The organism is Terracoccus sp. 273MFTsu3.1, assembly GCF_000383675.1.
GTDB lineage: Bacteria > Actinomycetota > Actinomycetes > Actinomycetales > Dermatophilaceae > Terrabacter.
In genome coordinates, this window is the sequence record NZ_KB911826.1 from 192,547 (window position 1) to 217,194 (window position 24,648).

Sequence of the window (24,648 nt, forward strand, 5' to 3'; positions counted from 1 at the left end):
GCGCCTAGGGTGGTGCGGTGTGAGCGACCGGCCCCTCCACACCGCCGTCGACATCCCGCAGGTCATCGTCGTCACCGGCGTCATGGCAGCGGGCAAGTCGACCGTCTCCCAGCTCCTCGCGGAGCGCTTCACGCGCGCGGTGCACCTGCGCGGTGACGAGTTCCGCCGCGTCGTCGTACGCGGCCGCGTCGACATGTCGCCGCACGGCGACCCCGAGGCCGAGCGGCAGCTGGCGCTGCGGCACGCCATCGCGGCCCACTCCGCCAACGAGTACGCCGCGGCCGGCTTCACCGTCGTCGTCCAGGACCTCTTCGTCGGCACGACCCTCCAGCCCTTCCTCGACCGACTGACCGCGCGACCGCTCAGCCTCGTCATGCTCGCACCTGACGTGGGCACCGTGATGCAGCGCGAGTCCGAGCGCGTCAAGGTCGGCTACGGCGACCTCTGGTCGATCCGCGACTTCGACCACAAGGTGCGCACCGAGACACCGCACATCGGCCTCTGGCTCGACAGCTCGCAGCAGACACCGGACGAGACGGTCGAGGAGATCCTCGCCCGCCTGGCCGAGGCGAGGATCTCCTAGATGTCGGGCCTGACGATCGGGCAGGTCGCCGAGCGCACCGGTGCGGCCACCTCCGCGCTGCGCTACTGGGAGGACCTCGGGCTCATCACGTCGGAGCGCACCACCGGCAACCAGCGCCGCTACGAGCGGGCCACGATCCGCCGGGTGTCGTTCATCCGGGCGGCCCAGCGGGTCGGGCTGTCGCTCGACGAGATCGGAGCCGCACTGGCGACCCTCCCCGACGCGCGCACCCCCACGGCGACGGACTGGGCCCGCCTCTCGCGCGCCTGGCGCGGCAGGCTCGACGAGCAGATCCGCCGCATCGAGAAGCTGCGCGACCAGCTCGACTCCTGCATCGGCTGCGGATGCCTCAGCCTGCGCACCTGCGCGCTCAACAACCCGTCCGACGTGCTGGCGGACCACGGCCCGGGGGCCGTCCTGCTCGAGCCCTGAGCCGGGCCGCCGGCTCAGAGGCTCGGGTCGGTTCGCATCGCGCAGCGTCGCACGACGATTAGGGCGTTGTTACTGACGGTCGGAAGGCTTGGATCGTCGCCGGAGAGTCCGGCCTCGATCGAAGGAGGCCCTCATGCACACTGCGCCGCGAGCCGGCGGAGCTCCGGCCGCATCGCCGTCACCCGAGACGGACCGACCGTCGGCCCTGCCGGCGCCGCGGCCCTCGGCCCTGGGCTGGCTGGCCGAGGCGCTCACCGGCGCTGGACTCACGGTCCACGAGACGGACGGCTGGCGCACTCGCGCGCGTCCCGGCGACTTCGCCCCGGTGGGCGTGCTGCTCCACCACACGGGGGCCGCGGCGTCCCCGGAGGCTCCGGCCCCGTCACTGGCCACCCTGCGAGGCGACGCCCCAGACACGCCGTCACCCGGCCCGAGGTGTCACGTCCTCGTCGACCGGAACGCCGAGTGCTGGATCGTGGCTGCGGGTCGTGCCGACCACGCCGGCCGGGCGCGGGCGAGCGGCCCGGTGCCCGAGGGCGACGCAAACGCCCTCTACGTCGGCCTCGAGATCGAGTATGCCGCGACGGCCGCCGATCCCACCCAGTACGCCACGAGCGCCCAGAAGTCGGCCGCGGTGCTGGCTGCCGCCCGGATCGTCGGCGCCCTGGGCGGGGACCACACCTTCGTCCGTGCGCACAAGGAGACGAGCACGACGGGACGCACCGACCCCTTCAACTGGGACATGGTGTCCATCCGGGACTCCATCCGCCAGACGCTGGAGAGAACGGGCTGGTAGCCGCCAACGCCGCCCGCCCCGACCGGCCCCACGACCACCGGCGGCACGACGACGGCGCCCACCCCGGGAGGATCGGGGTGGGCGCCGTCGGGCTGTCCCGCTGCTTCGTCCCGGAGGGGTCAGTCGCGGATGTTGTCGGCGCGGCGGGCCAGGTAGCCGGAGTACGTGCTCAGGCTGGCGATCCGGTGCTCCATGTCGGTGGTCGGGTTCGACTCCTCGTAGAGCCAGAACTGCGTGTGCGCCGTGTTGGCCCACTTCTCGAAGAGGACCGCGTGGTTGCCCGCGTCGACGAGGTAGTCGCCGGGCTTGAGGTTCGCCTTGCTGATGCCCGAGCTGTAGGTGGAGCCGGCGAGGGCGGTGGTGTTGGGCGCACTGAGGCCGGTGGGGCCGAGCTTGAGGGCCATCGAGATGAACCCGGAGCAGTCGCGGCGCCAGCTGTAGACACCGTCGGGACCTGTGGCCGTGCCCGTCTGGCTGTACTGGATGTTGCGGTCGAACCAGTTCTTGGCGCGCGCGATGACGTCGGCACGGCTGATCGGGTCGTTGGGGGCGGCCTGCGCCGTCACGGCGGGGCCGGCCGTGAGGACGGCGGTCGAGAGCACGGCCGTCGCGAGCGCCGAGCGCAGGACGGCCCGGCGGGTGGGCTGGGACTTCATGGGTGTCTCCTTGTCGCTACCGGGTCGGCCGACCCGGTCGGTCGGTCGGTGTGAGCAGCCGTATGCCGCTCGCAGCCGGAAGTGCTTGACCCCGGACACGATTCGGCGCCTCCCTAACATTCGGCTAACCGCGGCAGGACGTCCCCGCCCGACCCTCTGCGCTCCGGGATCGTCCGGCACGCCCGGACCCGCCAATGCCGGCGGCCGCTCCTCTTGCCCTCCCACGCTCGGCGTCCGGTATCAATGACCCGTGGAGTTTGGGGTGCTGGGGCCTGTCGAGGTGCTCTCCGACGCCGGGGCGCAGGTGCCGCTGGGCAGCGGTCGCGAGCGCCTCGTCCTCGCGATGATGCTGCTCGGCGCGGATCGGCTCGTGCCCACGGAGCGGCTCATCGACGCCCTGTGGACCGAGCCTCCCCCGACGGCCAAGCAACAGCTGCAGAACCTCATCGCCGGGCTCCGGCGCCGGTTGTCCGCGCACGACCGGGACCTCGTGGCGACGCGGCCGTTCGGCTACCAGCTGCGGATGGCCCGGCACCGCCTCGACGTCGTCGAGTTCCGGCGACTCGTCGCCGACGCGCGATTCTCCGCCGAGGCCGGCGCGCCCGACGCCGCCGCCCGGACGCTGACGGGCGCTCTCGACCTGTGGCGAGGCACGCCCCTCAGCGATGCGGCTCCGGCGAGTCCCGACACCGAGGTCGCCACCCTCGTGCAGTCGCTGCACGACGAGCGGGTGGCCGCCATCGACCTGCTCGTGGAGTCTCTCGCCGCCACCGGGCAGCACGACCAGGTGCTGGCGGCCACGGCGAGCCAGCTGCACCTCGACCCCTGGAACGAGCGCCTCCACGCCCACCGGCTCCGCGCCCTCGCCGCGACCGGTCGGCGGAGCGAGGCCGGCGAGGAGTACCGCCGGCTGAGGCGCCAGTTCATCGACGAGCTCGGAGTCGGCCCCGGCGCCGAGCTCGCCGTCCTCAACGTGGCGATCCTCGAGGGACGCGCGCTCGCGACGCCGCGGAGCACCGGCGCGGTGACCGCGCTGACCCGACCGGTCCCGCGCGAGCTGCCCGCCCTGGCCTGGACGCTCGTCGGCCGGGACGAGCTGCTGTCGACCATCGTCGAGCGCCTCGGGGCTCTGCCCGGCAGCGACGGCGCCCCGGCGGGGACGGAAGGCGGCACCGCCGCGGCCCCCGGCGCCGGGCGACCGACCGTCGTCGTGCTCGTCGGAGTCGGTGGCGTGGGGAAGACCGCCCTCGCCCTCGCTGCCGGGCACGCCCTCGGCGGCTCGTACCCCGACGGCACGCTCCACGCCGCCCTCGGGCACGGGCCGCGGGGCACCGCTGACGTGCACGACATCGCCGCCCGCTTCCTCCGGACACTGGGGGTCGACCCGGCGGCGATCCCGGCCGACCCCGACGAGCGGATCTCTCTGTACCGCAGCACGATCGATCGCAAGCGGCTGCTCGTCGTGCTCGACGACGCCGTGAGCGAGGCCCAGGTCCTGCGCCTGCTGCCCACCGGACCCGGATCGGGGGCCATCGTCACGTCGCGCAGCAAGCTGGCCGGGCTCGTCGGCGTCCGTCGGCACACGGTGCCGCCGCTCGCGCCCCACGACGCCGCCGGCCTCATCGTCGCGCTGGCCGGCCCCGACCGTCCGTCCGGCCCTCCCACCGGGGACGACGCGGTCGTCGCGGAGATCAGCGCCCTCTGCGGCCACCTTCCCCTCGCCCTCTGCGTCGCCGGCGCCAAGCTCGCGACGAACGCCGACCTGGAGCTCGGTGAGCTGCGCAACCGGCTGTCGGGCGAGCACGCACGGCTCGACGAGCTCTCGGTGGGCGACATCGACGTGCGGGCCAGCATCGGCGCCTCGGTCGGTGACCTCGCCGCCCCGGCCGCGCGCCTCTTCGCCCGGCTCGGCGTCACGTCGGGAGAGTGGCCCGAGTGGGTGCCACGCCTGCTCATGGGCGAGGGAGAGTCGCGGGCAGGGGCTCGTCAGGCGCTCGACCAGCTCATCGACCGCCACCTCGTCGAGCCGAGCGGTCGCGATGCCGCCGGTCAGGCCCGCTTCCGGGTGCACAGCCTCGTCGTCGAGCTGTCCCGCGAGCGACTGGCCGCCTCGGAGGGAGCCGAGCGCGATGCCCTCGCCCTGCGCCTCTACCGCGCGTGGCTCGAGCTCGCGAGCGCCGCGGAGGCGGAGCTGACCTCCGACGGCGCTGGGTCCCCGACGCCGGACGGTTCGACGGCGGGCACCACGTCCGGCGCGACCGCGACCTCGGACGCGCCGCTCACCTCGGCCCCGGTCCGGGCACCGAGCGACTGGTTCGAGGCCGAGCGGATCAACCTCACGGCAGTCGTGCTCGGGGCCGTCGCCCTCGAGGAGCGAGAGCTCGCCGCCCGCCTCGCCCTCGCGCTGCGCACCTTCCTCACGATCCGTGCCTACGACGACGAACGCGAGCGGGTGCTGCGCCTCGCCCTCGACGACTATCCCGAGACGCGCGACCAGGGGCTGCTCGCGCAGCTGCTCGGGGCGCTCTTCGGCGTGCTCGCGCAGGAGCGGCGCTACGCGGAGCTGCCCGAGGTCGCCGCGCGTCGGCTCGCCACGGCCCAGAGCCTCGGTGACCCGGCGCTCGAACAGGCCGCCATGGCGCAGGCCGGCTGGGCGGCCATGGTGCTCAATCACTTCGACGAGGCGCTCGAGGCGTATGCCGCGTTGGCCACCGTCGCCGAGCAGCGCGGTGACGAGCCGGGCCGGGCCTCGGCCCTCGGCCAGCGTGGTGTGGTGCTGCGCAACATGGGTCGTCCTGCCGAGGGCGACCCCCTTCTCGCAGCCACCGTCGAGGCCGCGCGTCACGGCGGGTCCGCGCGCCGCACGTGCATCTGGCTCGTGACGCGGTCCGAGGGCCTGCTCGACCTCGGCCGCACCGACGAGGCGGAGGCCCTTCTCACGGAGGCCCTCGCGATCGCCGACGGCCTGCGGGACGAGCTCGGCGCGGCGCACTGCCGGCTCGCGCTCGCCCGGGCGCACCTGCTCCGGGGCGACCTCGACCGCGCCCGCGAGCAGCTGGGAGCCGCCCGTCCCCAGCTCGACGCCCACACCCCCGACGGAGAGGACCTCGACTGCCTCCGTCTGGCCGTCGACCTCGACGTCGCCTCCGGTGACCTGACGTCGGCGACGCGGCGCGGTCGACGGCTCGTCGAGGCCCGTCGGGAGGTCGGCGACGAGCTGCAGCTCGCCTGCGACCTGGCACGCCTCGCGCGCCTCCATAGCCCGGGCGACCGGGCGGGCGGATCTGGCCACCGGCCTGCCGACGAGCAGGACAACGCCGGGGCTCACGACGAGGGCCACGACGAGGGCCACGACGAGCACGAGGACGCCGACGCCGCGGACGAGGCCGACGCCATCCTGACCCGTCTCGGGCTCGGCACCGCGGCGCTGCGGCTCCCACCCCTCGCCCACGAGAACTCGTCGCTGCGTTGTTAGTGATTTGTTGGCGCGACCCACTTGAATGGCGATCATCAGCAGGGCACCCATCAAGCCCTGGACGAGCCAAGGGGACTGTCTCATGAAGAACGCCATCCGCATCGCCGCCGCGGTCACTGCCGCGGTCATCCTCGGCCTCACGGCCGGCTCTTCGAGCCACGCCGGCTCCGCCCCGGCCGACGCCTGGTGCCGACGCGCCCCTTCCGCCAACGGTCCGTGCGAGTACGTCGCGGGGCTCTGAGACCCGGCTCGCCCGACGACGCAGGAGGGCTACGACGCATCGCGTCGTGGCCCTCCTGCATGCCCGGGCACACACGGACGACGAGATCACGGTGGTGCCGCGGAGACGCTCCGTCTCCGCGGCACCACCGGGTCCACCGGTCGCTCGTCGGGTGTCAGCCCTTGTGCCAGTAGTACGCGACGCCACCGTGCGACTCCGCGTGCGTCGTCGGGTTGTAGGTGTGCTCGCCGACCTTGTTCGGTGCGACGAAGTTCGAGTCGATGACGCGGATCTCGGCGCCGGCGGGGTCACCGGAGACGATGGCTGTGTGGATGCCGGTCGTGTGCGAGCCGGAGTCGGTCTCCTGGATGATGTCGCCGGGCACGACGTCGGCCTTGGCGACGCGGTGGTAGCCGGCGTTGATGTAGGCCTGGTAGTAGCCGGTGCCGAGGGTGTTGGGGTAGACCTCGGCGTAGATCTTCTGGACGAAGACCTTGCACTGACCCTGGTAGGTCCCGACGTAGTTGCGGGCGTGCGTGACCATGGCGCTCGCGGCGTCGGCCGACGAGACGGCACCGACCGGGACGACGCCGGCGGTCGCGGCCGCGACGGCGAAGGTGGTGACGAGGGCGCGGAGGGTGGTCTTTCGGGCTCGGGTGTTCATCGTCGATCTCCTTGTGGTGGCGTGTGATCGGGCCGGTCGACCGGATCGGACCGGCCCGCCCGGTGAGGGCGTGCCGCAACGATCCATGCCGCCCCTAACCAGCCGCTAACAAGCCACCGGCCACACCGACGCAGGCCGTCCCTCCACCCCCGGACCGCGCGGCGCGCGAGAGGCCCCGCCGTCCAGCGGGACGGCGGGGCCTCTCGGTCGCACGGTTGGTGCACGTCGTGCCGGTCGGGTCACGCCGGGGTCAGTCGCCCCTCGGGTCGGCGGGCACGGCGGAGTCGGGCGCCGGGACGCCGGGTCCGCCGGCCGGGCCGGGAGCACCGGCCCCGACACCCGCCATCTCGGGTATGCCGTCCGGCGCGCCGGGTGCCCCCGCCGTCTCGTCGAGGTCGGCCGCAGCACCCGCGAACTGGGCGGCATACAACGTCGCGTAGGCGCCGCCGGTCGCGAGCAGCTCGGCGTGCGTGCCCTTCTCGACGATGCGCCCGTCCTCCATGACGAGGATGAGGTCGGCGTCGCGGATCGTCGACAGACGGTGCGCGATGACGAAGCTCGTCCGGTCGGACCGCAGCGCCGCCATGGCGTGCTGGACGAGCAGCTCGGTGCGCGTGTCGACCGAGCTCGTGGCCTCGTCGAGGATGAGCAGCGCCGGGTCGGAGAGGAACGCGCGGGCGATGGTGACGAGCTGCTTCTCGCCGGCCGAGATGTTGGACGCCTCGTCGTCGAGCACGGTGTCGTAGCCGTCGGGCAGCGAGTGCACGAAGCGGTCGACGTAGGTCGCCTTGGCAGCCGCGACGACCTCCTCGTCGGTGGCACCCGGGCGGCCGTACGCGATGTTGTCGCGGATCGTGCCGCCGAAGAGCCACGTGTCCTGGAGCACCATGCCGATGCGCGCGCGCAGGTCGTGACGGGTCAGGTCGCGGATGTCGACGCCGTCGAGGGTGATGCGTCCGCCGTCGAGCTCGTAGAACCGCATGATGAGGTTGACGAGGGTCGTCTTGCCGGCGCCGGTCGGGCCGACGATGGCGACCGTCTGGCCGGGCTGCACCGAGAGGTCGAGGTCCTCGATGAGCGGCTTGTCGGGCGTGTACGAGAAGGCGACCGACTCGAAGGCGACGGCTCCGTGCGGGTCGTCGATGCGCGCCGGGGTGGCGGCATCGGCCTCCTGCTCGTCGGCGTCGAGCACCTCGAAGACGCGTTCGGCCGAGGCGACACCCGACTGGAGCACGTTGGCCATCGACGCGACCTGCGTCAGCGGCTGCGTGAACTGCCGGGAGTACTGGATGAAGGCCTGGACGTCACCGAGGCTCATCGTGCCCGACGCGACGCGGAGGCCACCGACGACGGCGATCGCGACGTAGTTGAGGTTCCCGACGAACATCATGACCGGCATGATGATGCCGCTGATGAACTGGGCGCCGAAGGCTGCCTCGAAGAGCTCGTCGTTCTTCTGCTTGAAGTTGGCCTGGGTCTCCTTCTGGCGGCCGTAGACCTTGACGAGCCCGTGGCCGGTGAAGGTCTCCTCGACGATGCCGTTGAGCTCACCGGTGTTGCGCCACTGCTGGATGAAGAGCTTCTGCGAGCGCTTGGCGATGAGGCTCGTCACGACGATCGAGATCGGGATGGAGACGAGCGCGATGAGCGCGAGCTCCCACGAGATCCAGAACATGATGCCCAGCACGGCGATGACCGTGAGCAGCGAGGTGAGCAGCTGCGACATCGTCTGCTGCAGGGACTGGCCGACGTTGTCGATGTCGTTGGTGACGCGGCTCAGCAGCTCACCGCGGGGCTGGTTGTCGAAGTAGGGCAGGGGCAGCCGGTTGAGCTTGGCCTCGACCTCCTGGCGCAGGTCGTACATCGTGCGCTGGAGGACGCCCTGGAGGATCCATCCCTGGATCCACATGAGCAGCGACGCGGCGACGAAGAGCGCGACGACGACCAGCAGCACGCGGGCGACGGCGTCGAAGTCGATGCCCACGCCCGGGGTGAAGTCGACGTTGCTCAGCAGGTCGGCATACGTCGTCTGGCCCTGCGCACGCAGGCTGTCGACGACCTGCTCCTTGGTGGTGCCGGGCGGCGCCTGGATCGTGCCGCCGATGGCACCGGCGAAGATGAGGTCGGTCGCGCGCCCGAGGATCTTCGGGCCGATCGAGCTGAGCGCGACGCTCACGACGGCCAGCACGAGGACGACGACGACCTTGACGCGGTGCGGCCGCAGCCGGCCGAGCAGGCGCTTGGCCGACGGTCCGAAGTTGAGCGACTTCTCGCCCGGCTGGCCCATCTGCATGTGGGGTGGGCCGCCCCGGCGTGCGGGTCCGCGGCGGACCTCTGCGGCCTTCTCCTCGGCCGTCTTGACTCCCTCGGCCATCAGGCCGCCTCCTCCGCGCTGCGCTGGGACTCGACGATCTCCTGGTAGGTGACGCAGGAGTCGAGGAGCTGGTCGTGGGTGCCCTGGCCGACGACGCGGCCGTCCTCGAGCACGATGATGTGGTCGGCGTCGACGATGGTCGAGACGCGCTGGGCCACGATGACGACGGTGCTGCCCAACGTGGCCGGTCGCAGGGCCCGGCGCAGGCGCGCGTCGGTCGACAGGTCGAGGGCCGAGAACGAGTCGTCGAACAGGTAGATGTCGGGGCGCTTGACGATGGCCCGGGCGATGGCGAGACGCTGGCGCTGACCGCCGGAGACGTTGGTGCCGCCCTGCGCGATGGCCGAGTCGAGCCCGCCCATCGCCTCGACGAAGTCCTGGCCCTGGGCGATGCGCAGGGCGTCCCACAGCTCCTCGTCGGTGGCGTCGGGGTTGCCGTAGCGCAGGTTGGTCGCGACGGTGCCGCTGAAGAGGTAGGGCTTCTGCGGGACGAGACCGATCTTGCTCCACAGGTCGTCGAGCTCGAGGTCGCGCACGTCGACTCCGCCGACCCGGACGCGGCCTGCGGACGCGTCGAAGAGGCGGGGGATCAGCCCGAGCAGCGTCGTCTTGCCGGCACCCGTCGAGCCGATGATGGCCGTCGTGCGACCCGGGTCGGCCCGGAAGCTGACGTCGTGCAGGACGGCCGCCTCGGCCCCCGGGTAGTGGAAGTCGACACCGACGAGCTCGAGGCCCGCGGCGTCGGGCGCCATCCTCAGCGGCTGCACGGACTCGACGACGGACGAGTCGGTGTCGAGGATCTCCTGGATGCGGCCGGACGAGACCGCGGCACGCGGGATCATCGTCGCCATGAAGGTCGCCATCATGACGGCCATGAGGATCTGGACGAGGTAGGACAGGAAGGCCGTCAGCTCGCCGATCTGCATGTCGCCGGACGCGATGCGGTGCCCGCCGAACCACATGACGGCCACGGTCGAGAGGTTGAAGATGACCATGACGATCGGGAAGACGAGCGCCATGAGGCGCCCGACCTGGAGGCCGGCGTTGGTCAGCAGGCCGTTGGCCTCGGCGAAGCGGGCCTCCTCGTGCTCCTCGCGGACGAAGGCACGCACGACGCGGATGCCGGTGATCTGCTCGCGCATGACGCGGTTGACGCCGTCGAGGGAGGTCTGCATCCGCCCGAACCACGGCACCATCCGGGAGATGACGAGGCCGACGACGAGGCCGAGCAGGGGCACCGCGACGGCGACGAGCCAGGACAGCCCGACGTCCTCGCGCAGGGCCATGATGATGCCGCCGACCATCATGATGGGCGTCGTCACGAGCAGGGCGAAGCCCATGAAGACGACCATCTGGACCTGGGTCACGTCGTTGGTGCTGCGCGAGATGAGCGTCGGGGCCCCGAAGCGCGTCACCTCCTGCGCCGAGAAGTCGACGACCGTGCCGAAGACGTTGCCGCGGATGTCACGGCCCATCCCCATCGCGACGCGGGCCGCGAGGAAGGTGGCGGCGATCGACGCGGCGATCTGCACGAGGCTGACGGCGAGCATGATGCCGCCGTGGCTGATGATGAAGGCGGTGTCACCCTTGGCGACGCCCTGGTCGATGATCTCGCCGTTGAGGCTCGGCAGGTAGAGCGAGGCCATGGTGCTGACGAGCTGGGCCAGGCAGATGAGCACGATCTGGCCCGAGTAGGGGCGCAGGTGACTGCGGAGCAGTCGGATCAGCATGTCGGTGCCTTTCGGTGCGCGACGGGTCGTGTGGTGTCGCTCGGGAACGCTAGGGACTCACGCGGGGTGAGGGTCAACTGGTTTGTCACGGCAGCGATCCCTCGTCGGCCGCGAGCAACCGGGGGTCGCCGCCGAGCTGCGCGTGGAGCTCGGCGATCGACAGGCCGCTCTCGGTCGTGCTCGGACGCCGCAACAGACCGAAGAGGACGGTGTCGACGATCTCCTCGGGGGTCAGGACCTGCCCGTCGGCGATGCCGGGGTGGCTGCCGGAGAAGGTGAGCAGCCGGATCCGGTGCACGAGGTCGGCGGCCGGGACGGCGAGCTGGTCGTCGTCGTGGACCAGCTGGTGGATGGTCTCGAGGAGCGGCTGGTGCGCGGCGACGTGCTCCTCCTCGTCGGCGTGCCCACGCAGGTGCCGCCCCGCCTCGTAGCAGGCCTGGTGCGGTCCGCGGTTGGGCGGCTGGGTCAGGCCCAGGGCACCCATGAGGCCGAAGACCTCGGTGAAGCGCAGCTGCATGATGCGGGTGAAGTCGACGAGCCGGTCGCGCAGCGACCCCTCGGGGTCGATGGCCGAGATGCGACGCCGGACGGGGGCGGGGCAGAACGCCGCCTGCACGGCCTCCTTCTCGAGGATCTCCTTCGTCGGGAAGACCCGGAAGATCGTGCCCTCGGCGACGCCGGCCTCCTGGGCGATCTCGCTCGTCGTCGGCTTGCGCCCCTCGCGGTGGGCGAGCCGGACGAAGACCTCGATGAGGGCGTCCCGGCGGTCGTCGGGGTTCATCGGGGCCGCCCGTTGACCGGGTCGCTGGCCCTCCACGCGTGTCGACACGGTGTCCATCATGAATGAGTGAGCGCTCACTCACAAGTGGTTTCGGGAACATCACGGCACATTTCGCCCCGAACCCGGGTATGCACCCCTCCGGACCCCTCGACCGCCGCGGCTCTCCTCCGCGCGTCCCACGCCCACCCGTCCCTCTCCTCCGATCCGAGGTCCGCATGACTGCAACGACGCAGCGCACCGCCACGACCACCAGCACCCCGGGATTCCTCGACCGTCGCCGCACGGTCGCCCCCCTCGGCTTCAACCGCTGGCTCATCCCACCGGCCGCCCTGGCCGTGCACCTGTGCATCGGCCAGGTCTACGCGACGAGCGTCTACAAGACCTCGCTCGTCGCGCACTTCGACACCTCGCAGACGGCGATCGGCATCATCTTCTCGATCGCCATCGTCATGCTCGGCCTCTCGGCCGCGGTCTTCGGCACGTGGGTCGACCGCAACGGGCCGCGCAAGGCGATGTTCGTCGCGACGGTCTGCTGGGGCACCGGCTTCCTCGTCGGCGCGGCCGGCATCGCCACGAGCCAGCTGTGGCTGCTCTACCTCGGCTACGGCGTCATCGGCGGCATCGGTCTCGGCATCGGCTACATCTCCCCGGTCTCGACGCTCATCAAGTGGTTCCCGGACCGTCCGGGCCTCGCCACCGGTCTGGCCATCATGGGCTTCGGCGGCGGCGCGATGGTCGCGAGCCCGCTCTCGCGCCAGCTGCTCAGCGCCTACGACCCCGGCTACACGCCGTCCGACTCGACGTCGACGGCCGACGGGCACGCCCTGACGCTCCTGTTCGTGACCCTCGGGATCGTCTACGCCCTCGTCATGCTCATCGGCGTCTTCAACATCCGCGTCCCGCACCCCGACTGGAAGCCCGAGGGATGGACCCCGCCGGGCGAGGCCCGCGACACCGCCACGCTCGTCACGACGAAGTCGGTCTCCGCTGCGAGCTCGATCCGGACCCCGCAGTTCTGGTTGCTCTGGGTCGTCCTCTTCTGCAACGTCACCGCCGGCATCGGCATCCTCGAGCAGGCCAGCCCGATGATCCAGGACTTCTTCCGCGAGAACGGGTCCTCGGCCGTGACCGTCGCTGCCGCAGGCGGGTTCGTCGGCCTGCTCTCCCTCTTCAACATGGCCGGCCGCTTCGTCTGGAGCTCGACGAGTGACGTCATCGGCCGCAAGCCGATGTACATGGTCTACCTCGGCGTCGGCATCCTCGCCTACATCGGTCTCGCGCTCGCCGGCCACGTCGCCATCGCACTCTTCGTCCTCATCGCCGCGGTGCTCATCTCGTTCTACGGCGGTGGGTTCGCGACCGCCCCCGCCTACCTCCGCGACCTCTTCGGCACCTTCCAGGTCGGCGCGATCCACGGCCGGCTGCTCACCGCCTGGTCGGCGGCCGGCGTCGCGGGACCGCTCATCATCAACGGCTTCCTCGACGCGCAGGGCAAGCCGGGCACCCTGACGGCCGACGCCTACACCCCGGCCCTGCTGACGATGGTCGGCGTGCTCGCCGTCGGCTTCGTCGCCAACCTCCTCGTGCGTCCGGTCGCCGACCGCTTCCACGAGTCGGACGACGTCGTCGAGGCGGCCAAGCCGGCTCCGGTCGAGGCGGGCGAGGGCTCCTCGCGCCTGCCGGGGACGGCGCGCGTCGTCGCCCTGTGGGCCGTCATCGCCGTCATCCTCGCCTACGGCGTCTTCCAGACGGTCACGACGGCGGCCAAGCTCTTCGCCTGACCGGCACCACCTCCCGCAGCGCGGGGGCTCCGGTGGCGGCGGCCTGCTCGTTCAGACGAGCAGGCCGTCCGCCACGAGGTCGCGCACCTGCGGGAGCACCTCCGCACGCACCTCGGCGGCGTCGAGACCGAGCACCGTCGCGATGGCGTCGAGAGCCGCCCTCGCCGTCAGCTCGCCGTCGGCCACGCCGAGGTATGCCGCGAGCAACGTCCCCGCACGGACGACGCGTCCCAGCCCGCCGCCCTGCCGGACGAGGATGACGCTCGGGTCCTCGGCGCCCGGGACCCCGTGCCGCTCCTCCGTCACATCAGGGGCGCACGACCACGCGACGTCGAGGACGTCGTCGTCGGAGTGCTCGGCGAGCCACGTGCGGGCTCGCAGCCCCGCGTCGACGGCCGGTCCCATCGGCGCCGCGACCGGACCGTGTGCCTCGTCGAGGGAACGCCAGGTCGCACGGTCGGTCGCCGGCCGCTGCAGGGTGACGACCCCGAACCCGACCTGCTCGACACCGCGCGAGGCGAAGTCGCGCAGCCACGCGGCATACATGAGGGAGTGGGCCTCGCTGCCGGGCTGCGCACCGCCGTCGCGGGCCCACAGCTCGGCGTACTCGGCAGGGTCCTGCGACTCTCGCTGGATGACCCACGCGTCGAGGGCGACGCCGTCGCGGGCCTGCTCGTCGAGCCAGTCGGCCCAGACGTCGCGCCACGTGCGGCCGGCCGGGATCTCCCAGTTGCCGAGGAACTGCGCGACGCCGCCGGGCTCGAGCACCGAGCCGACCTGACGCACGAGGGATCGGACGAGGGTGTCACCGGCGCGACCGCCGTCGCGGTACTCGTAGAGCGGCACACCCTCGTCACGGGGTGTGATGACGAACGGCGGGTTGCTGACGACGAGCGAGAACGCCTGCCCCGCAACCGGATCGAGCAGGTCACCCGAGAGCAGCTGGACGTCGGGGACCGCACCCGCGCCTTCGGAGGCAGCGAGCGCGAGGTTGAAGCCGGCATACGCCAGCGCTCGCTCCGAGATGTCGGTGGCGACGATCGCGCCGGCGTGGCCGGTCAGGTGCAGGGCCTGCACGCCACAGCCGGTGCCGAGGTCGAGCGCGCGGTCGGCGGGACGTCGGACGGTCCACGACGCGAGGGTGGTCGAGGCACCCCCGATGCCGAGCACGTGGTCGGGACGCAGCGGCCCACCGACGGCGAGCTCGGAGAGGTCGGAGGCGACCCACCAGTCGTGGGCGTCGTCGCCGTAGGGGCGCAGGTCGCACGTCGCGACGACGTCGCGCTCGGGCGGCGCCCACCGGTCGGCGGCGAAGCCGGCGCGGCCGCCCTCGAGGCGCACGAGTCCGAGGCGCACGGCCCCGTCGACCCCGAGCGAGGGCAGCGCGGCGCCCAGGGCCGACGCGCGGACGGGTCGACCGAGGGTGAAGAGACGCACGAGGACGCCGCACGCGTCGTCCACCGACGTGGCAGAGGACTCCGTCGCGAGGAGGGCCGGCAGCGGCTGCTCGCGGTGCAGGGCGCCCGAGACGACCGGACCGAGCCGGTCCGCGACGCCGTCGACGGTGAAACCTGCCGCCGAGAGGTCCGCGCGCAGCAGCGCGACGAGCGACCGGTCGACGACGGGGGTGTCGTTCAGGACCCCTCACCCGGCGCGCTCGCCCCGGCCACGCTCGCGGCGAGCGCCGCGTCGAGGGTCGGGTGGATCTCGAAGACCTTGTCGAGACCGGTGATGGAGAAGACCTTGAGGACGCGGTCGTCGGTGCCGACGAGGCGCATCGAACCGCCCCGCGTGCGGGTCAGCTTGAGCCGACCGACGAGCACCCCGAGCCCCGTCGAGTCGAGGAAGGTCACGTCCGTGAGGTCGACCACGAGCTGCGTGCGCCCGCTCTGGATCTGTTCGTCGAGCTTCTCGCGCACGAGTGGCGCGGTGTAGACGTCGATCTCGCCGCCGAGGTGCACCACGGTCTGTTCGCCGTGGTCGGCTCGAGTGATCGAGAGATCCACCTGTGCCCCTTCCTTGTGCCCACACGTGCACAGCTGCTGGTCGCGGTTGCGCGGGTCCGGTCCTGACGTCGTGCTGACCGTTCCGCATCCGTCACGTTCCCCCCGCGTGACCGACCGCGCAGTAACATGCCCCGCTCGTCGGTTACCGTACCCCGACGGCATACGGTTGCTCCACATGAACGGGGAGTCAGCGCCCGCGGGACCCGTGCCGGAGGACCTCCTGCGCACGCTCGTCGGCGACCATCCCGAGCGTCTCGTGCACGTGCACGAGGTGCCCGCTCGCCGCGCCGTGCTCGGAACGTGGCCCGAATGGGTCGACCCGACGCTCCTCGGCTCACTGCTCGCCTCCGGCATCGAGGCGCCCTGGTCGCACCAGGTCGAGGTGGCGGAGGCCGCCCACGCCGGCCGTCACGTCGTCGTCAGCACGGGGACGGCCTCCGGCAAGAGCCTCGGCTACCACCTGCCGATGCTCAGCGACATCGTCGCCGGGGCCGGCGCACCCAACGGCCGCGGCGCCACCGCGCTCTACCTCTCCCCCACCAAGGCTCTCGCCGCCGACCAGCTGAGCCGCATCGACCGGCTCGCGCTGCCCGCGGTGCGCCCCGCGACGTACGACGGCGACACCCCCACCGACGAGCGGCGCTGGATCCGCGACCACGCCAACCTCGTGCTCACCAACCCCGACCTGCTCCACCACTCCCTCCTGCCCGGGCACGAGCGGTGGAGCTCGTTCCTGCGGGCGCTGCGCTACGTCGTCGTCGACGAGTGCCACGTCTACAAGGGCGTCTTCGGCGCCCACATGGCCGCGGTGCTGCGCCGGCTGCGGCGGGTCGCCGCGCGATACCGCTCCGAGCCCACCTTCGTCTTCGCGTCCGCCACCGTGGCCGACCCGGAGGAGCACGCCTCCCGACTCCTCGGTATGCCGGTGACCCCGGTGACGCGGGACGGCTCGCCTCGCGCCTCGATGACCTTCGCCCTCTGGGAGCCCCCGCTCCTCGTCGACGAGACCGGGCAGCCGTCACGGGTCAGCACCATCACCGAGACGGGCGAGCTGCTCGCCGGGTGCGTGCGCGAGCGCGTGCAGACGGTGGCCTTCGCCAGGTCGCGCGCCGGGGTCGAGGTGGTGGCCCGCATCGCCAAGGAGCGCGTGTCCGCCACGGACGAGCACCGGGTCGCCGCCTACCGCGGCGGCTACCTCCCCGAGGAGCGCCGCGAGCTCGAGCGGTCGCTGCGAGCCAAGGAGCTGCTCGGTCTCGCGGCCACCAACGCCCTCGAGCTCGGCGTCGACGTCAGTGGCCTCGACGCCGTGCTCCTCGCGGGATGGCCCGGCACCCTGTCGTCGCTGTGGCAGCAGGCCGGGCGAGCCGGGCGGTCCGGGGAACGGTCGCTGGCCGTGCTCGTCGCGGCCGACGACCCGCTCGACACGTTCGTCGTGCACCACCCCGAGGCGATCTTCGGCCGCGGCATCGAGGCCACCGTCGTCGACCCCGACAACCCGCACGTGCTCGCTCCGCACCTGGCCGCCGCGGCCGCCGAGCTGCCGGTGACCGAGGCCGACCTCGAGATCTTCGGGCCCCAGACCCGCACGCTCCTCGACGCCCTCGTGGCCCGCGGCATCCTCAAGAAGCGACCGCGGGGCTGGTTCTGGGGGCGTGAGGACCGGCCCGCCGACCACCTGTCGCTGCGCGGAGCCGGCGAGCCCGTACGCGTCGTCGAGACCCGCACCGGACGCGTCGTCGGCACCGTCGACGACTCGAGCGCCCACTCACAGGTGCATACGGGCGCCGTGCACCTCCACCAGGGCCAGACGTGGGTCGTCACCGAGCTCGACCTCGACGACCACGCGGCCTTCGCGGTGCGCGGCGACCCCGGCTGGACCACGCAGGCCCAGTCGGTCAGCGACTTCCAGATCGTCCACGAGACCGAGCACGAGGAGTGGGGGCCGCTCCGGTGCTCGTTCGGCCACGTCACGGTGCGTCACCAGGTCACCTCGTTCCTGCGCCGCCTGCCCGGCGGAGAGGTGCTCGGCGAGCACCCCCTCGACCTGCCGCCCCGGTCGCTCGCGACGAAGGCCGTCTGGTGGACGATGCCCGTCGAGGACCTCGCGGCAGCCGGGGTGGCGGAGGACGGCATACCCGGCGCCGCACACGCGGCCGAGCACGCCGCCATCGGGATGCTGCCCCTCTTCGCGACGGCCGACCGCTGGGACATCGGTGGCGTGTCGACGGCGCTGCACCCGGACACCGGCCTGCCGACGATCCTCATCTACGACGGGCACCCCGGTGGGGCGGGCTTCGCCGAGCGCGGCTACCGACGGATCCGCCCGTGGCTCAACGCCACTCGCGATGCCATCGACTCGTGCGAGTGCCCCGAGGGCTGCCCGTCGTGCATCCAGTCGCCCAAGTGCGGCAACGGCAACGAGCCGCTCGACAAGCGTGGCGCCGTGGCCCTGCTCGACCTCGTGCTGCGTCACGCGAGCCCGGGGGCCGGGGGCGCGCCGTGACCCGGCCACCGAGCGGACCCGGGCGATCAGGGCGTCCCGGCCCGTCGCGGTCCTCGCGGTCCTCGCGGCCGTCGGGGCCGTCCGGGCCGTCCGGGCCAGCCGGGCCGTCCCAGCCGGCCGACTCGCAGGGTCCTCCGGCGGAGACCGGCACCGGTCCGTGGGTCGCGATCACGAGGGGTGCCGCCGGCCGGGCCGCCCCCTCGGTCGTCGTGCGCGGGACGCTCCGCCGGGCCGAGGTCGAGACGCAGCCCCTCGTGCTCGACGCCGACGACGGGACGACATGGGAGCTGCTGCTCCCGCCCGGGTGGGCCCTCGACGCCGAGCCCGGGGCCCGGGTGACCGTGAGCGGGGACGCCGCCACCGACGTCGCCACGGTGTCGATGGTGGGACCGGTGCTGCGCGTGCGCTCCCTGTCGCGAGGCGACTGAGCTCTGCGACGCGGCTCGGCGACGCGGCTCGGCGACGCGGCTCTCCGGCGCGGCTCGGCAAAGCGGCTCGGCGGACGCGCCCGGCGACCGGCGGACCCGAGCGCGGGGTCCGGACCACACTCTGAGACATAATGCCGAGTTATTTGACCGGTAACGCATCGCTATTCGAAACTCCCATGCAACGGATAGGAAAGCAGCCACCCGCCGGCTGCCGACCGACCCGGCCCGCCGCACCCCGCGGCGCGTCCCCGATCCGGACCGCACCCCTCAGGAGCCCGACATGCGCCGCCCCTCGATCGCCCTCGCCGCCATCGCCGTCACCGCGACCCTGGGCCTGACCGCGTGTGCCGGTGGCGGGGCCAGCGACACCGCCGCGGGGCCGGGCACCGCCGCCGCCGACGGCGCCGCGACGAGCACCATCAACCTCTACGCGTATGCCGTCCCGAAGGTGGGCTACGACGTCGTCATCCCGGCCTTCCAGAAGACGAAGGCCGGCCAGGGAGTGCAGTTCCAGCAGAGCTACGGGGCGTCGGGCGACCAGAGCCGCAAGGTCGCCGCCGGAGCCGAGGCCGACTTCGTCAACTTCTCGGTCGAGCCCGACATCACGCGACTCGTCGACGCCGGTCTCGTCGACCCGAACTGGAATGCCAACGAGCACAAGGGAATTCCCTTCGGTTCGGTGGTGACGATCGTCGTGCGCAAGGGCAACCCCAAGGGCATCAAGGACTGGGACGACCTGCTCAAGCCGGGCATCGAGGTCGTCACGCCGAACCCGTTCTCGTCGGGCTCGGCCAAGTGGAACCTCCTCGCCCCCTACGCCGCCAAGAGCAACGGTGGCGCCGACAAGGCCGCCGGGCTCGCCTACGTCTCGGCGCTCGTCAAGGACCACGTCAAGGTCCAGCCGAAGTCGGGCCGCGAGGCCACCGAGACCTTCCTCCAGGGCAGCGGCGACGTGCTCCTCAGCTACGAGAACGAGGCTCTCTTCGTCGAGAAGAACGGCGACCCCGTCGAGCACGTGACCCCGCCCACGACCTTCAAGATCGAGAACCCGGCCGCCGTGCTCAAGGGCAGTAAGAACCTCGCCACGGCCACCGCGTTCAACGACTACCTCTACACGCCGGAGGCGCAGAAGCTCCTCGCCGAGGCCGGCTTCCGGCCGGTCGACACCACCGTGGCCCAGGAGTACGCCTCGAAGTTCCCGGCGCCGACGAAGCTCTGGACGATCGCCGACCTCGGTGGTTGGAAGACGGTCGACAGCACGCTCTTCAAGAAGGACGTCGGTGACATAGCCAAGATCTACGACCAGGCGACCCAGTGACGTCTGACACCGACCAGCAGCGCAGGGGCCCGCGTCCGGAGACGGACGCGGCGCCCCTGCCGCCGCGTCCGGACGCGACCGCGCCGGACGGCATACGCCCTCGTGGCGGCGACGCCGCCCCCCGGGGTGAAGCGTCCGGTGGCGCCGCGCGAGGCGCGCGCCACGGCAAGGGCCTTCGAGGGCTCCGCCGACCGCTCGGCATCGGCATCGTCACCCTGTGGCTCAGCGTCATCGTCCTGCTGCCGCTCGCGGCGCTGACCGTCGCGGCGTTCGACGAGGGCCTCGCCGGGTTCTGGGAGGCCGTCACCGCGCCCGCCGCGCTCGCGTCCCTCTGGGTGACCGTGCTCGTCTCGGCCGTCGTGGCGCTCGTCAACGCCGTGCTCGGGACGCTCGTCGCGTGGGTGCTGGTGCGTGACGAGTTCCGCGGCAAGCGCTTCGTCAACGCCGTCATCGACCTCCCGTTCGCGCTGCCGACGATCGTCGCGAGCATCGTGCTGCTCTCCCTCTACGGGCCCAACAGCCCCATCGGCGTCGAGCTCAACGCCACGCGCTGGGGGCTCGTCGTCGCGCTGCTCTTCGTCACCCTGCCGTTCGTCGTCCGCTCGGTGCAGCCCGTCCTCATCGAGGCCGACCGCGAGGTCGAGGAGGCCGCTGCCTCGCTCGGAGCCACGACCTGGACGACGTTCCGCCGCATCGTGCTGCCCACCCTGGGGCCGGCGATCCTCAGCGGCACCGGACTCGCCTTCGCCCGGGCCATCGGCGAGTACGGCTCGGTCGTGCTCATCGGCGGCAACATCCCGCGCGAGACCCAGGTGGCCTCGCAGTACATCCAGCAGCAGATCGAGATCGACCGCCCGCTCAACGCGGCCGCGGTCTCGGTCGCGCTGCTCGCCATCGCGTTCGTCACGCTCCTGCTCCTGCGCGTCGTGTCGAGCCGCAGCCAGCGGCGCGAGGAGCGGGACGCATGAGGGTCTCCCGGGGAACTCGCCTCTCGCTGCGCGTCGTCGCGCTCGGCTACCTCTTCGTCCTGCTCGCCGTGCCGATCGGCGTCATCCTCTGGCGCACGTTCGAGCCGGGGCTCTCGGAGTTCATCGCCTCCATCTCGACACCCGCGGCGAAGTCGGCGCTCAACCTGTCGCTGCTCATCGTCGCGATCACCGTGCCCGTCAACGTCGTCTTCGGGGTCGCGACCGCCCTGGCGCTCGTGCGCGGACGCTTCCGCGGACGAGGGCTGCTGCAGGCCGTCGTCGACCTGCCGTTCGCCGTCTCGCCGATCGTCGTCGGCGTCTCCCTCATCATGCTGTGGGGCGTCAACGGGTGGTTCGGTGCGCTCGACCGGGCCGGCTTCCAGGTCATCTTCGGCATCCCGGGGATGGTGCTCGCGACGATCTTCGTGACACTGCCGTTCGTCGTGCGCGAGGTCGAACCGGTGCTGCACGAGATCGGCCAGGAGCAGGAGCAGGCCGCCTCGACGCTCGGGGCCAACGGGTGGCAGACGTTCTGGCGCATCACCCTCCCCGCCATCCGGTGGGGCCTGACCTACGGCGTCGTGCTGACGGTCGCACGGGCCCTCGGCGAGTTCGGCGCGGTCATCATGGTGAGCTCCGGCTTCCCCGGGGTCTCGCAGACGCTGACCCTGCTCGTGCACTCCCGCTACATCGACGACCACAACACCTACGGCGCGTACGCCGCCGCCACCCTGCTCATGGGCATCGCGCTCGTCGTGCTGCTGCTCATGACCCTGCTCGACCGCAAGAGGAGCGACCGATGATCACCGTGACCAGCGCCCGGAAGCAGTACGGCGCGTTCGCCGCTCTCGACGACGTCAGTCTCGACATCCCCAGCGGCTCGCTCACCGCGTTGCTCGGGCCGAGCGGCTCCGGCAAGTCGACCCTGCTGCGCTCGATCGCGGGTCTCGAGGAGCTCGACTCCGGCACGGTGACGATCGAGGGGCGTGACGTCACGGACGAGCCCCCGCAGCGCCGCGGCATCGGCTTCGTCTTCCAGCACTACGCCGCCTTCAAGCACATGACGGTCCGCGACAACGTCGCCTTCGGACTGACGATCCGCAAGCGGCCCAAGGCCGAGACGGCCAAGAAGGTCGACGAGCTGCTCGAGATCGTCGGGCTCGACGGCTTCCAGCACCGCTACCCGGCGCAGCTCTCCGGCGGGCAGCGCCAGCGGATGGCGCTCGCCCGGGCCCTCGCGGTCGACCCTCAGGTGCTGCTGCTCGACGAGCCGTTCGGCGCCCTCGACGCGAAGGTGCGCACCGACCTGCGCCAGTGGCTGCGCCGGCTGCACGACGAGGTGCACGTGACGACGGTGCTCGTGACGCACGACCAGGAGGAGGCGCTCGACGTCGCCGACCGCATCGCCGTGCTCAACAAGGGACGCATCGAGCAGGTCGGCGACCCCGTCACGCTCTACGAGCGCCCCGCCAACGACTTCGTCATGGGCTTCCTCGGCTCGGTGGCGCACCTCGGCGGCCAGCTCGTGCGACCCCACGACATCGCGCTCGAGCGCGACCGCGCGACGGCTCTCGCCCTCGACGCCAAGGTGCCCGACTCCCCCGGCGTCATCGACGCCGTCGTCGAGCGCGTCGTGCCCCTCGGCTTCGAGGTCAGGGTCGACCTGCGCGCCGACTCGGGCGAACGGTTCGCCGCGCAGATCACCCGCCGCGACGCCGCCGAGCTGCAGCTGCGCGAGGGAGAGACGATCCACGCACGCGCCGTCGGGCGCTCGAGCGTCGTCGACCACGATCCGGCCCTCGCGATCTGACGTCCGGACGTCCAGCCCCGCTGGCCAACCTGGGACAGATCTCGCACGGCCGCGGACGACGGCATACCGTATGCCGTGAAGCCCCTCGCGTCGCCGAGCGACGTGGGCGGGCGGCTCGGGTCACCGAGTGAACTGAGGCGGCGAGGGGACGACACCTCGCCGCCTCAGTCACACCCGCCGCGTCGCCACCCACCGAGTGGCCACGTCGTCACACCCGCACCATCGAGTGGGCACATCGTCACCCGCACCGGTGAGCGGCCACCTCGCCACACCCTCCGTCGTGTGGGCACGTCGCCACACCCTCACCATCGAGTGGGCACGTCGTCCGGATTGCCGTGGCCCGGACACCGACGCCACGTCGCAGGTGGGTCCGATGGGCGCGGAGTCCACCCCGGTGCGGCAGACTGCATGGGTGGACATCTCGGCACGAGTCGACTACGCGGTCCGCGCGATGCTCATCCTCGCCGAGTCGGACGCGGAGGGCTCGGGCCCGATCAGCATCGACAGCCTCTCGACCCGGCAGGAGCTGCCGCGCAAGTTCCTCGAGGCGATCTTCGCCGACCTGCGCCGCGGCAACCTCGTCCTCAGCCGTCGGGGTGCCCGCGGCGGCTACGTGCTCGGGCGACCGCGTGGGGAGATCAGCGTCGGAGACATCTTCCGCGCCGTCGACGGTCCGCTCGCCGAGGTGCGCGGACTGCGACCGCACGAGACGGAGTACCAAGGGGTCGCCACGCACCTGCCGAGCCTCTGGGTGGCCGTCCGGGCGAGCCTGCGCGAAGTGCTCGACGACACCTCCCTCGAAGACCTCCGCACCGGCGACCTGCCGGACCGGGTGCGACAGCTGCTCACCGCCCCGGACGCCTGGCAGAACCGCTGACGTCTGACCGCCGGCGTCTGACCGCCAGCGTCTGACCGCCAGCGTCTGACCGCCAGCGTCTGACCGTCGGCGTTCGCCGTCAGGGTCTGCCGTGACCGTGCCGCACGTCGACTGTCCGACCTTCAGCGTCGGGGACCCGCTCGTGCGCGAGCCGTTGCCGGCTCAGGCCACAACCGGGCCCGGACGGTGACCGCCAGCTCGACGTCTGCTCCCATCGACGAACACGACTGTGTCGCAGCACCGTTCGCACGAGCCACCTGTTGCGCCACCGCACACGCCTTGGCCGAGTCCGCACCGTCCTGCATCGCCGATGCGGCGGCCAGGGAGCCGAGGTCGGCGGCAACCCGAGCGCGGTGGCTGGCGACCACCACGGAGGCCAGCACGAGAGCGCCCATGGTGAGGACCAGCACCATGGCCACGACCGACAGGGCGAGGATGCTCGCCGCGCCACGCTCGCCCTTCGGACGTGTCGGCCCGACCGGCACGCGCGGCGCGAAGGGACCGGTCGGGACGCTCGGCCGCGCGTGCGTTGTCCGCCATGTCTGGGTCAGCTGGGTGTGCAGCACCTCGAACGGTGGGACCGGTCGCCGGGACGGACGGTCGTGGCGAGTCGTCATGACGGCGACTCGACGGGCGTCACGGCCGAGGCGCTGAGCTCCCAGCCGGGCAGCAGCCCCCAGCCGCCGGTGTGGACCGAGACGACGACCCGGACTCCCCCACCGACGCCGGAGACCTGCACACGAGCGCCCGTCGGCGCCGTCTCGGCGGCAAGAGCACGGACCCGCCCCGAGTCGTCGCCACGAGCTGCCGCCCGTGCGGCGACCCGGGCCGCGTCGACGCACCGGATCTGGTCGACGGCGGCGTTGACCGCGACGAGGCAGAAGCCGAGGAGGAGCACGACCGACGGGATGGCGACGGCGAGCTCCGCCGTCACCATCCCGCGCTCCCGACCCGGTGCGGGTCGAGGGCGTCGCGACGTCACCCCGCGATCCCCAAGGCGCTCTGCACGATGCCGGCCAGGGCTCCGCGCACCGCGTCGGACTTGACCACTCCGAGCAGCACGAGCGCGAAGGTGCAGGCCGCCATGATGCCGACGGCGTACTCCGCAGTCGTCATCCCGCGGTCGCGGCGCCCCGAGGTCACCCGGCGACGCGTGAGTCGTCGGATCAGCTGTTGGGTCATGGGTTCTCCTCTCCTCGCCCGGGCGAGGTGCCCGGGACGCTGTGTCCCCTGGTGGAGGGATGGT

The 24,648-nt window shown here is 72.2% G+C and carries 23 protein-coding genes; 13 read left to right on the forward strand and 10 right to left on the reverse strand.

Annotated elements, in window-relative coordinates; all coding sequences use genetic code 11:
* The first annotated feature begins 19 nt into the window (after positions 1-19).
* The 3 genes from H283_RS0119355 (at position 20) to H283_RS25785 (ending at position 1,811) form a co-directional block, all read left to right on the forward strand.
* Positions 20-583 carry an AAA family ATPase gene (locus tag H283_RS0119355; protein WP_020145181.1) on the forward strand — a complete coding sequence of 188 codons (564 nt, stop codon included), beginning with the start codon at positions 20-22 and terminating at the stop codon, positions 581-583.
* Entirely contained in the window at positions 584-1,015 is a 432-nt protein-coding gene (gene soxR / locus H283_RS0119360) for a redox-sensitive transcriptional activator SoxR (protein ID WP_020145182.1), read from the forward strand.
* 133 nt (positions 1,016-1,148) lie between these two features.
* Positions 1,149-1,811, forward strand: a complete 663-nt coding sequence (locus H283_RS25785) for an N-acetylmuramoyl-L-alanine amidase (protein ID WP_020145183.1) — start codon at positions 1,149-1,151, stop codon at positions 1,809-1,811.
* A gap of 119 nt (positions 1,812-1,930) precedes the next feature.
* Here the strand turns inward: H283_RS25785 and H283_RS0119370 are convergent, their stop codons facing one another.
* Positions 1,931-2,467 (reverse strand): C40 family peptidase, encoded by a 537-nt coding sequence (locus H283_RS0119370; protein WP_020145184.1) that lies wholly within the window; start codon positions 2,465-2,467, stop codon positions 1,931-1,933.
* A 262-nt stretch (positions 2,468-2,729) separates the two neighbouring features.
* Between H283_RS0119370 and H283_RS0119375 the strand changes: the two genes are divergently transcribed.
* Both H283_RS0119375 and H283_RS27875 read left to right on the forward strand, forming a co-directional pair.
* Entirely contained in the window at positions 2,730-5,942 is a 3,213-nt protein-coding gene (locus H283_RS0119375) for a BTAD domain-containing putative transcriptional regulator (protein WP_020145185.1), read from the forward strand.
* Between the two features lie 82 nt (positions 5,943-6,024).
* Positions 6,025-6,183 carry a hypothetical protein gene (locus H283_RS27875; protein WP_020145186.1) on the forward strand — a complete coding sequence of 53 codons (159 nt, stop codon included), beginning with the start codon at positions 6,025-6,027 and terminating at the stop codon, positions 6,181-6,183.
* A gap of 154 nt (positions 6,184-6,337) precedes the next feature.
* On the opposite strand, the gene H283_RS0119385 is transcribed toward H283_RS27875, so the two are convergent.
* The 4 genes from H283_RS0119385 to H283_RS0119400 all read right to left on the reverse strand — a co-directional run bounded on the left by H283_RS0119385 (position 6,338) and on the right by H283_RS0119400 (position 11,759).
* Positions 6,338-6,826: a CHAP domain-containing protein gene (locus H283_RS0119385; RefSeq protein WP_020145187.1), complete on the reverse strand. Its 489-nt coding sequence runs from the start codon at positions 6,824-6,826 to the stop codon at positions 6,338-6,340.
* 250 nt (positions 6,827-7,076) lie between these two features.
* On the reverse strand, positions 7,077-9,200 hold the full coding sequence (locus H283_RS0119390) for an ABC transporter ATP-binding protein (RefSeq protein WP_020145188.1): 2,124 nt from the start codon (positions 9,198-9,200) through the stop codon (positions 7,077-7,079).
* On the reverse strand, positions 9,200-10,930 hold the full coding sequence (locus H283_RS0119395) for an ABC transporter ATP-binding protein (protein ID WP_020145189.1): 1,731 nt from the start codon (positions 10,928-10,930) through the stop codon (positions 9,200-9,202). The genes H283_RS0119390 and H283_RS0119395 overlap by 1 nt, the downstream gene beginning before the upstream one ends.
* A gap of 85 nt (positions 10,931-11,015) precedes the next feature.
* Positions 11,016-11,759 carry a TetR/AcrR family transcriptional regulator gene (locus H283_RS0119400; RefSeq protein WP_231372327.1) on the reverse strand — a complete coding sequence of 248 codons (744 nt, stop codon included), beginning with the start codon at positions 11,757-11,759 and terminating at the stop codon, positions 11,016-11,018.
* A 167-nt stretch (positions 11,760-11,926) separates the two neighbouring features.
* Between H283_RS0119400 and H283_RS0119405 the strand changes: the two genes are divergently transcribed.
* The gene (locus tag H283_RS0119405; protein ID WP_020145191.1) at positions 11,927-13,492 is read left to right on the forward strand and encodes an OFA family MFS transporter; all 1,566 of its coding nucleotides are present in this window, start codon (positions 11,927-11,929) and stop codon (positions 13,490-13,492) included.
* A gap of 51 nt (positions 13,493-13,543) precedes the next feature.
* Here H283_RS0119405 and H283_RS0119410 read toward each other — a convergent pair whose 3' ends face one another.
* Entirely contained in the window at positions 13,544-14,953 is a 1,410-nt protein-coding gene (locus H283_RS0119410; RefSeq protein ID WP_020145192.1) for a methyltransferase, read from the reverse strand.
* 173 nt (positions 14,954-15,126) lie between these two features.
* Complete coding sequence (locus tag H283_RS0119415; RefSeq protein WP_020145193.1) at positions 15,127-15,498, reverse strand: anti-sigma factor antagonist; 372 nt, start codon at positions 15,496-15,498, stop codon at positions 15,127-15,129.
* Between the two features lie 175 nt (positions 15,499-15,673).
* Here H283_RS0119415 and H283_RS0119420 point away from each other — a divergent pair, with 175 nt between their 5' ends.
* From H283_RS0119420 to H283_RS0119450, 7 genes are all read left to right on the forward strand, one after another.
* Complete coding sequence (locus H283_RS0119420) at positions 15,674-18,001, forward strand: DEAD/DEAH box helicase (protein ID WP_051103689.1); 2,328 nt, start codon at positions 15,674-15,676, stop codon at positions 17,999-18,001.
* Positions 18,002-18,210: 209 nt separating this feature from the next.
* Positions 18,211-18,429, forward strand: coding sequence for a DUF5818 domain-containing protein (locus H283_RS0119425; protein ID WP_020145195.1), 219 nt, complete (start codon positions 18,211-18,213; stop codon positions 18,427-18,429).
* Between the two features lie 280 nt (positions 18,430-18,709).
* Positions 18,710-19,747 (forward strand): sulfate ABC transporter substrate-binding protein, encoded by a 1,038-nt coding sequence (locus H283_RS0119430; protein ID WP_020145196.1) that lies wholly within the window; start codon positions 18,710-18,712, stop codon positions 19,745-19,747.
* Positions 19,744-20,715 (forward strand): sulfate ABC transporter permease subunit CysT, encoded by a 972-nt coding sequence (gene cysT, locus H283_RS0119435; RefSeq protein WP_020145197.1) that lies wholly within the window; start codon positions 19,744-19,746, stop codon positions 20,713-20,715. Before H283_RS0119430 ends, cysT begins: the two co-directional genes overlap by 4 nt.
* On the forward strand, positions 20,712-21,518 hold the full coding sequence (gene cysW, locus H283_RS0119440) for a sulfate ABC transporter permease subunit CysW (RefSeq protein ID WP_020145198.1): 807 nt from the start codon (positions 20,712-20,714) through the stop codon (positions 21,516-21,518). The genes cysT and cysW overlap by 4 nt, the downstream gene beginning before the upstream one ends.
* Entirely contained in the window at positions 21,515-22,525 is a 1,011-nt protein-coding gene (locus H283_RS0119445) for a sulfate/molybdate ABC transporter ATP-binding protein (protein ID WP_020145199.1), read from the forward strand. The genes cysW and H283_RS0119445 overlap by 4 nt, the downstream gene beginning before the upstream one ends.
* Positions 22,526-22,937: 412 nt before the next feature.
* Entirely contained in the window at positions 22,938-23,402 is a 465-nt protein-coding gene (locus tag H283_RS0119450; RefSeq protein ID WP_028785748.1) for an Rrf2 family transcriptional regulator, read from the forward strand.
* Positions 23,403-23,524: 122 nt separating this feature from the next.
* On the opposite strand, the gene H283_RS0119455 is transcribed toward H283_RS0119450, so the two are convergent.
* The 3 genes from H283_RS0119455 to H283_RS0119465 are packed head-to-tail and all read right to left on the reverse strand — an operon-like array spanning position 23,525 to position 24,584.
* Positions 23,525-24,019, reverse strand: coding sequence for an Rv3654c family TadE-like protein (locus H283_RS0119455; RefSeq protein ID WP_020145201.1), 495 nt, complete (start codon positions 24,017-24,019; stop codon positions 23,525-23,527).
* Positions 24,016-24,339, reverse strand: a complete 324-nt coding sequence (locus H283_RS0119460) for a TadE family type IV pilus minor pilin (RefSeq protein ID WP_020145202.1) — start codon at positions 24,337-24,339, stop codon at positions 24,016-24,018. Before H283_RS0119460 ends, H283_RS0119455 begins: the two co-directional genes overlap by 4 nt.
* 41 nt (positions 24,340-24,380) lie before the next feature.
* The gene (locus tag H283_RS0119465; RefSeq protein WP_020145203.1) at positions 24,381-24,584 is read right to left on the reverse strand and encodes a DUF4244 domain-containing protein; all 204 of its coding nucleotides are present in this window, start codon (positions 24,582-24,584) and stop codon (positions 24,381-24,383) included.
* Between the last annotated feature and the right edge of the window lie 64 nt (positions 24,585-24,648).

Excerpts from the sequence above, each read along its gene's own strand:
- H283_RS0119430 (WP_020145196.1), top strand. The coding sequence starts at position 18,710 with ATGCGCCGCCCCTCGATCGCCCTCGCCGCCATCGCCGTCACCGCGACC.
- H283_RS0119445 (WP_020145199.1), top strand. The coding sequence starts at position 21,515 with ATGATCACCGTGACCAGCGCCCGGAAGCAGTACGGCGCGTTCGCCGCT.
- H283_RS0119395 (WP_020145189.1), bottom strand. The coding sequence starts at position 10,930 with ATGCTGATCCGACTGCTCCGCAGTCACCTGCGCCCCTACTCGGGCCAG.
- H283_RS0119455 (WP_020145201.1), bottom strand. The coding sequence starts at position 24,019 with ATGACGACTCGCCACGACCGTCCGTCCCGGCGACCGGTCCCACCGTTC.
- cysW (WP_020145198.1), top strand. The coding sequence starts at position 20,712 with ATGAGGGTCTCCCGGGGAACTCGCCTCTCGCTGCGCGTCGTCGCGCTC.
- H283_RS0119370 (WP_020145184.1), bottom strand. The coding sequence starts at position 2,467 with ATGAAGTCCCAGCCCACCCGCCGGGCCGTCCTGCGCTCGGCGCTCGCG.
- H283_RS25785 (WP_020145183.1), top strand. The coding sequence starts at position 1,149 with ATGCACACTGCGCCGCGAGCCGGCGGAGCTCCGGCCGCATCGCCGTCA.
- H283_RS0119405 (WP_020145191.1), top strand. The coding sequence starts at position 11,927 with ATGACTGCAACGACGCAGCGCACCGCCACGACCACCAGCACCCCGGGA.
- H283_RS27875 (WP_020145186.1), top strand. The coding sequence starts at position 6,025 with ATGAAGAACGCCATCCGCATCGCCGCCGCGGTCACTGCCGCGGTCATC.
- H283_RS0119420 (WP_051103689.1), top strand. The coding sequence starts at position 15,674 with ATGAACGGGGAGTCAGCGCCCGCGGGACCCGTGCCGGAGGACCTCCTG.
- H283_RS0119390 (WP_020145188.1), bottom strand. The coding sequence starts at position 9,200 with ATGGCCGAGGGAGTCAAGACGGCCGAGGAGAAGGCCGCAGAGGTCCGC.
- H283_RS0119465 (WP_020145203.1), bottom strand. The coding sequence starts at position 24,584 with ATGACCCAACAGCTGATCCGACGACTCACGCGTCGCCGGGTGACCTCG.
- H283_RS0119385 (WP_020145187.1), bottom strand. The coding sequence starts at position 6,826 with ATGAACACCCGAGCCCGAAAGACCACCCTCCGCGCCCTCGTCACCACC.
- H283_RS0119460 (WP_020145202.1), bottom strand. The coding sequence starts at position 24,339 with ATGGTGACGGCGGAGCTCGCCGTCGCCATCCCGTCGGTCGTGCTCCTC.
- soxR (WP_020145182.1), top strand. The coding sequence starts at position 584 with ATGTCGGGCCTGACGATCGGGCAGGTCGCCGAGCGCACCGGTGCGGCC.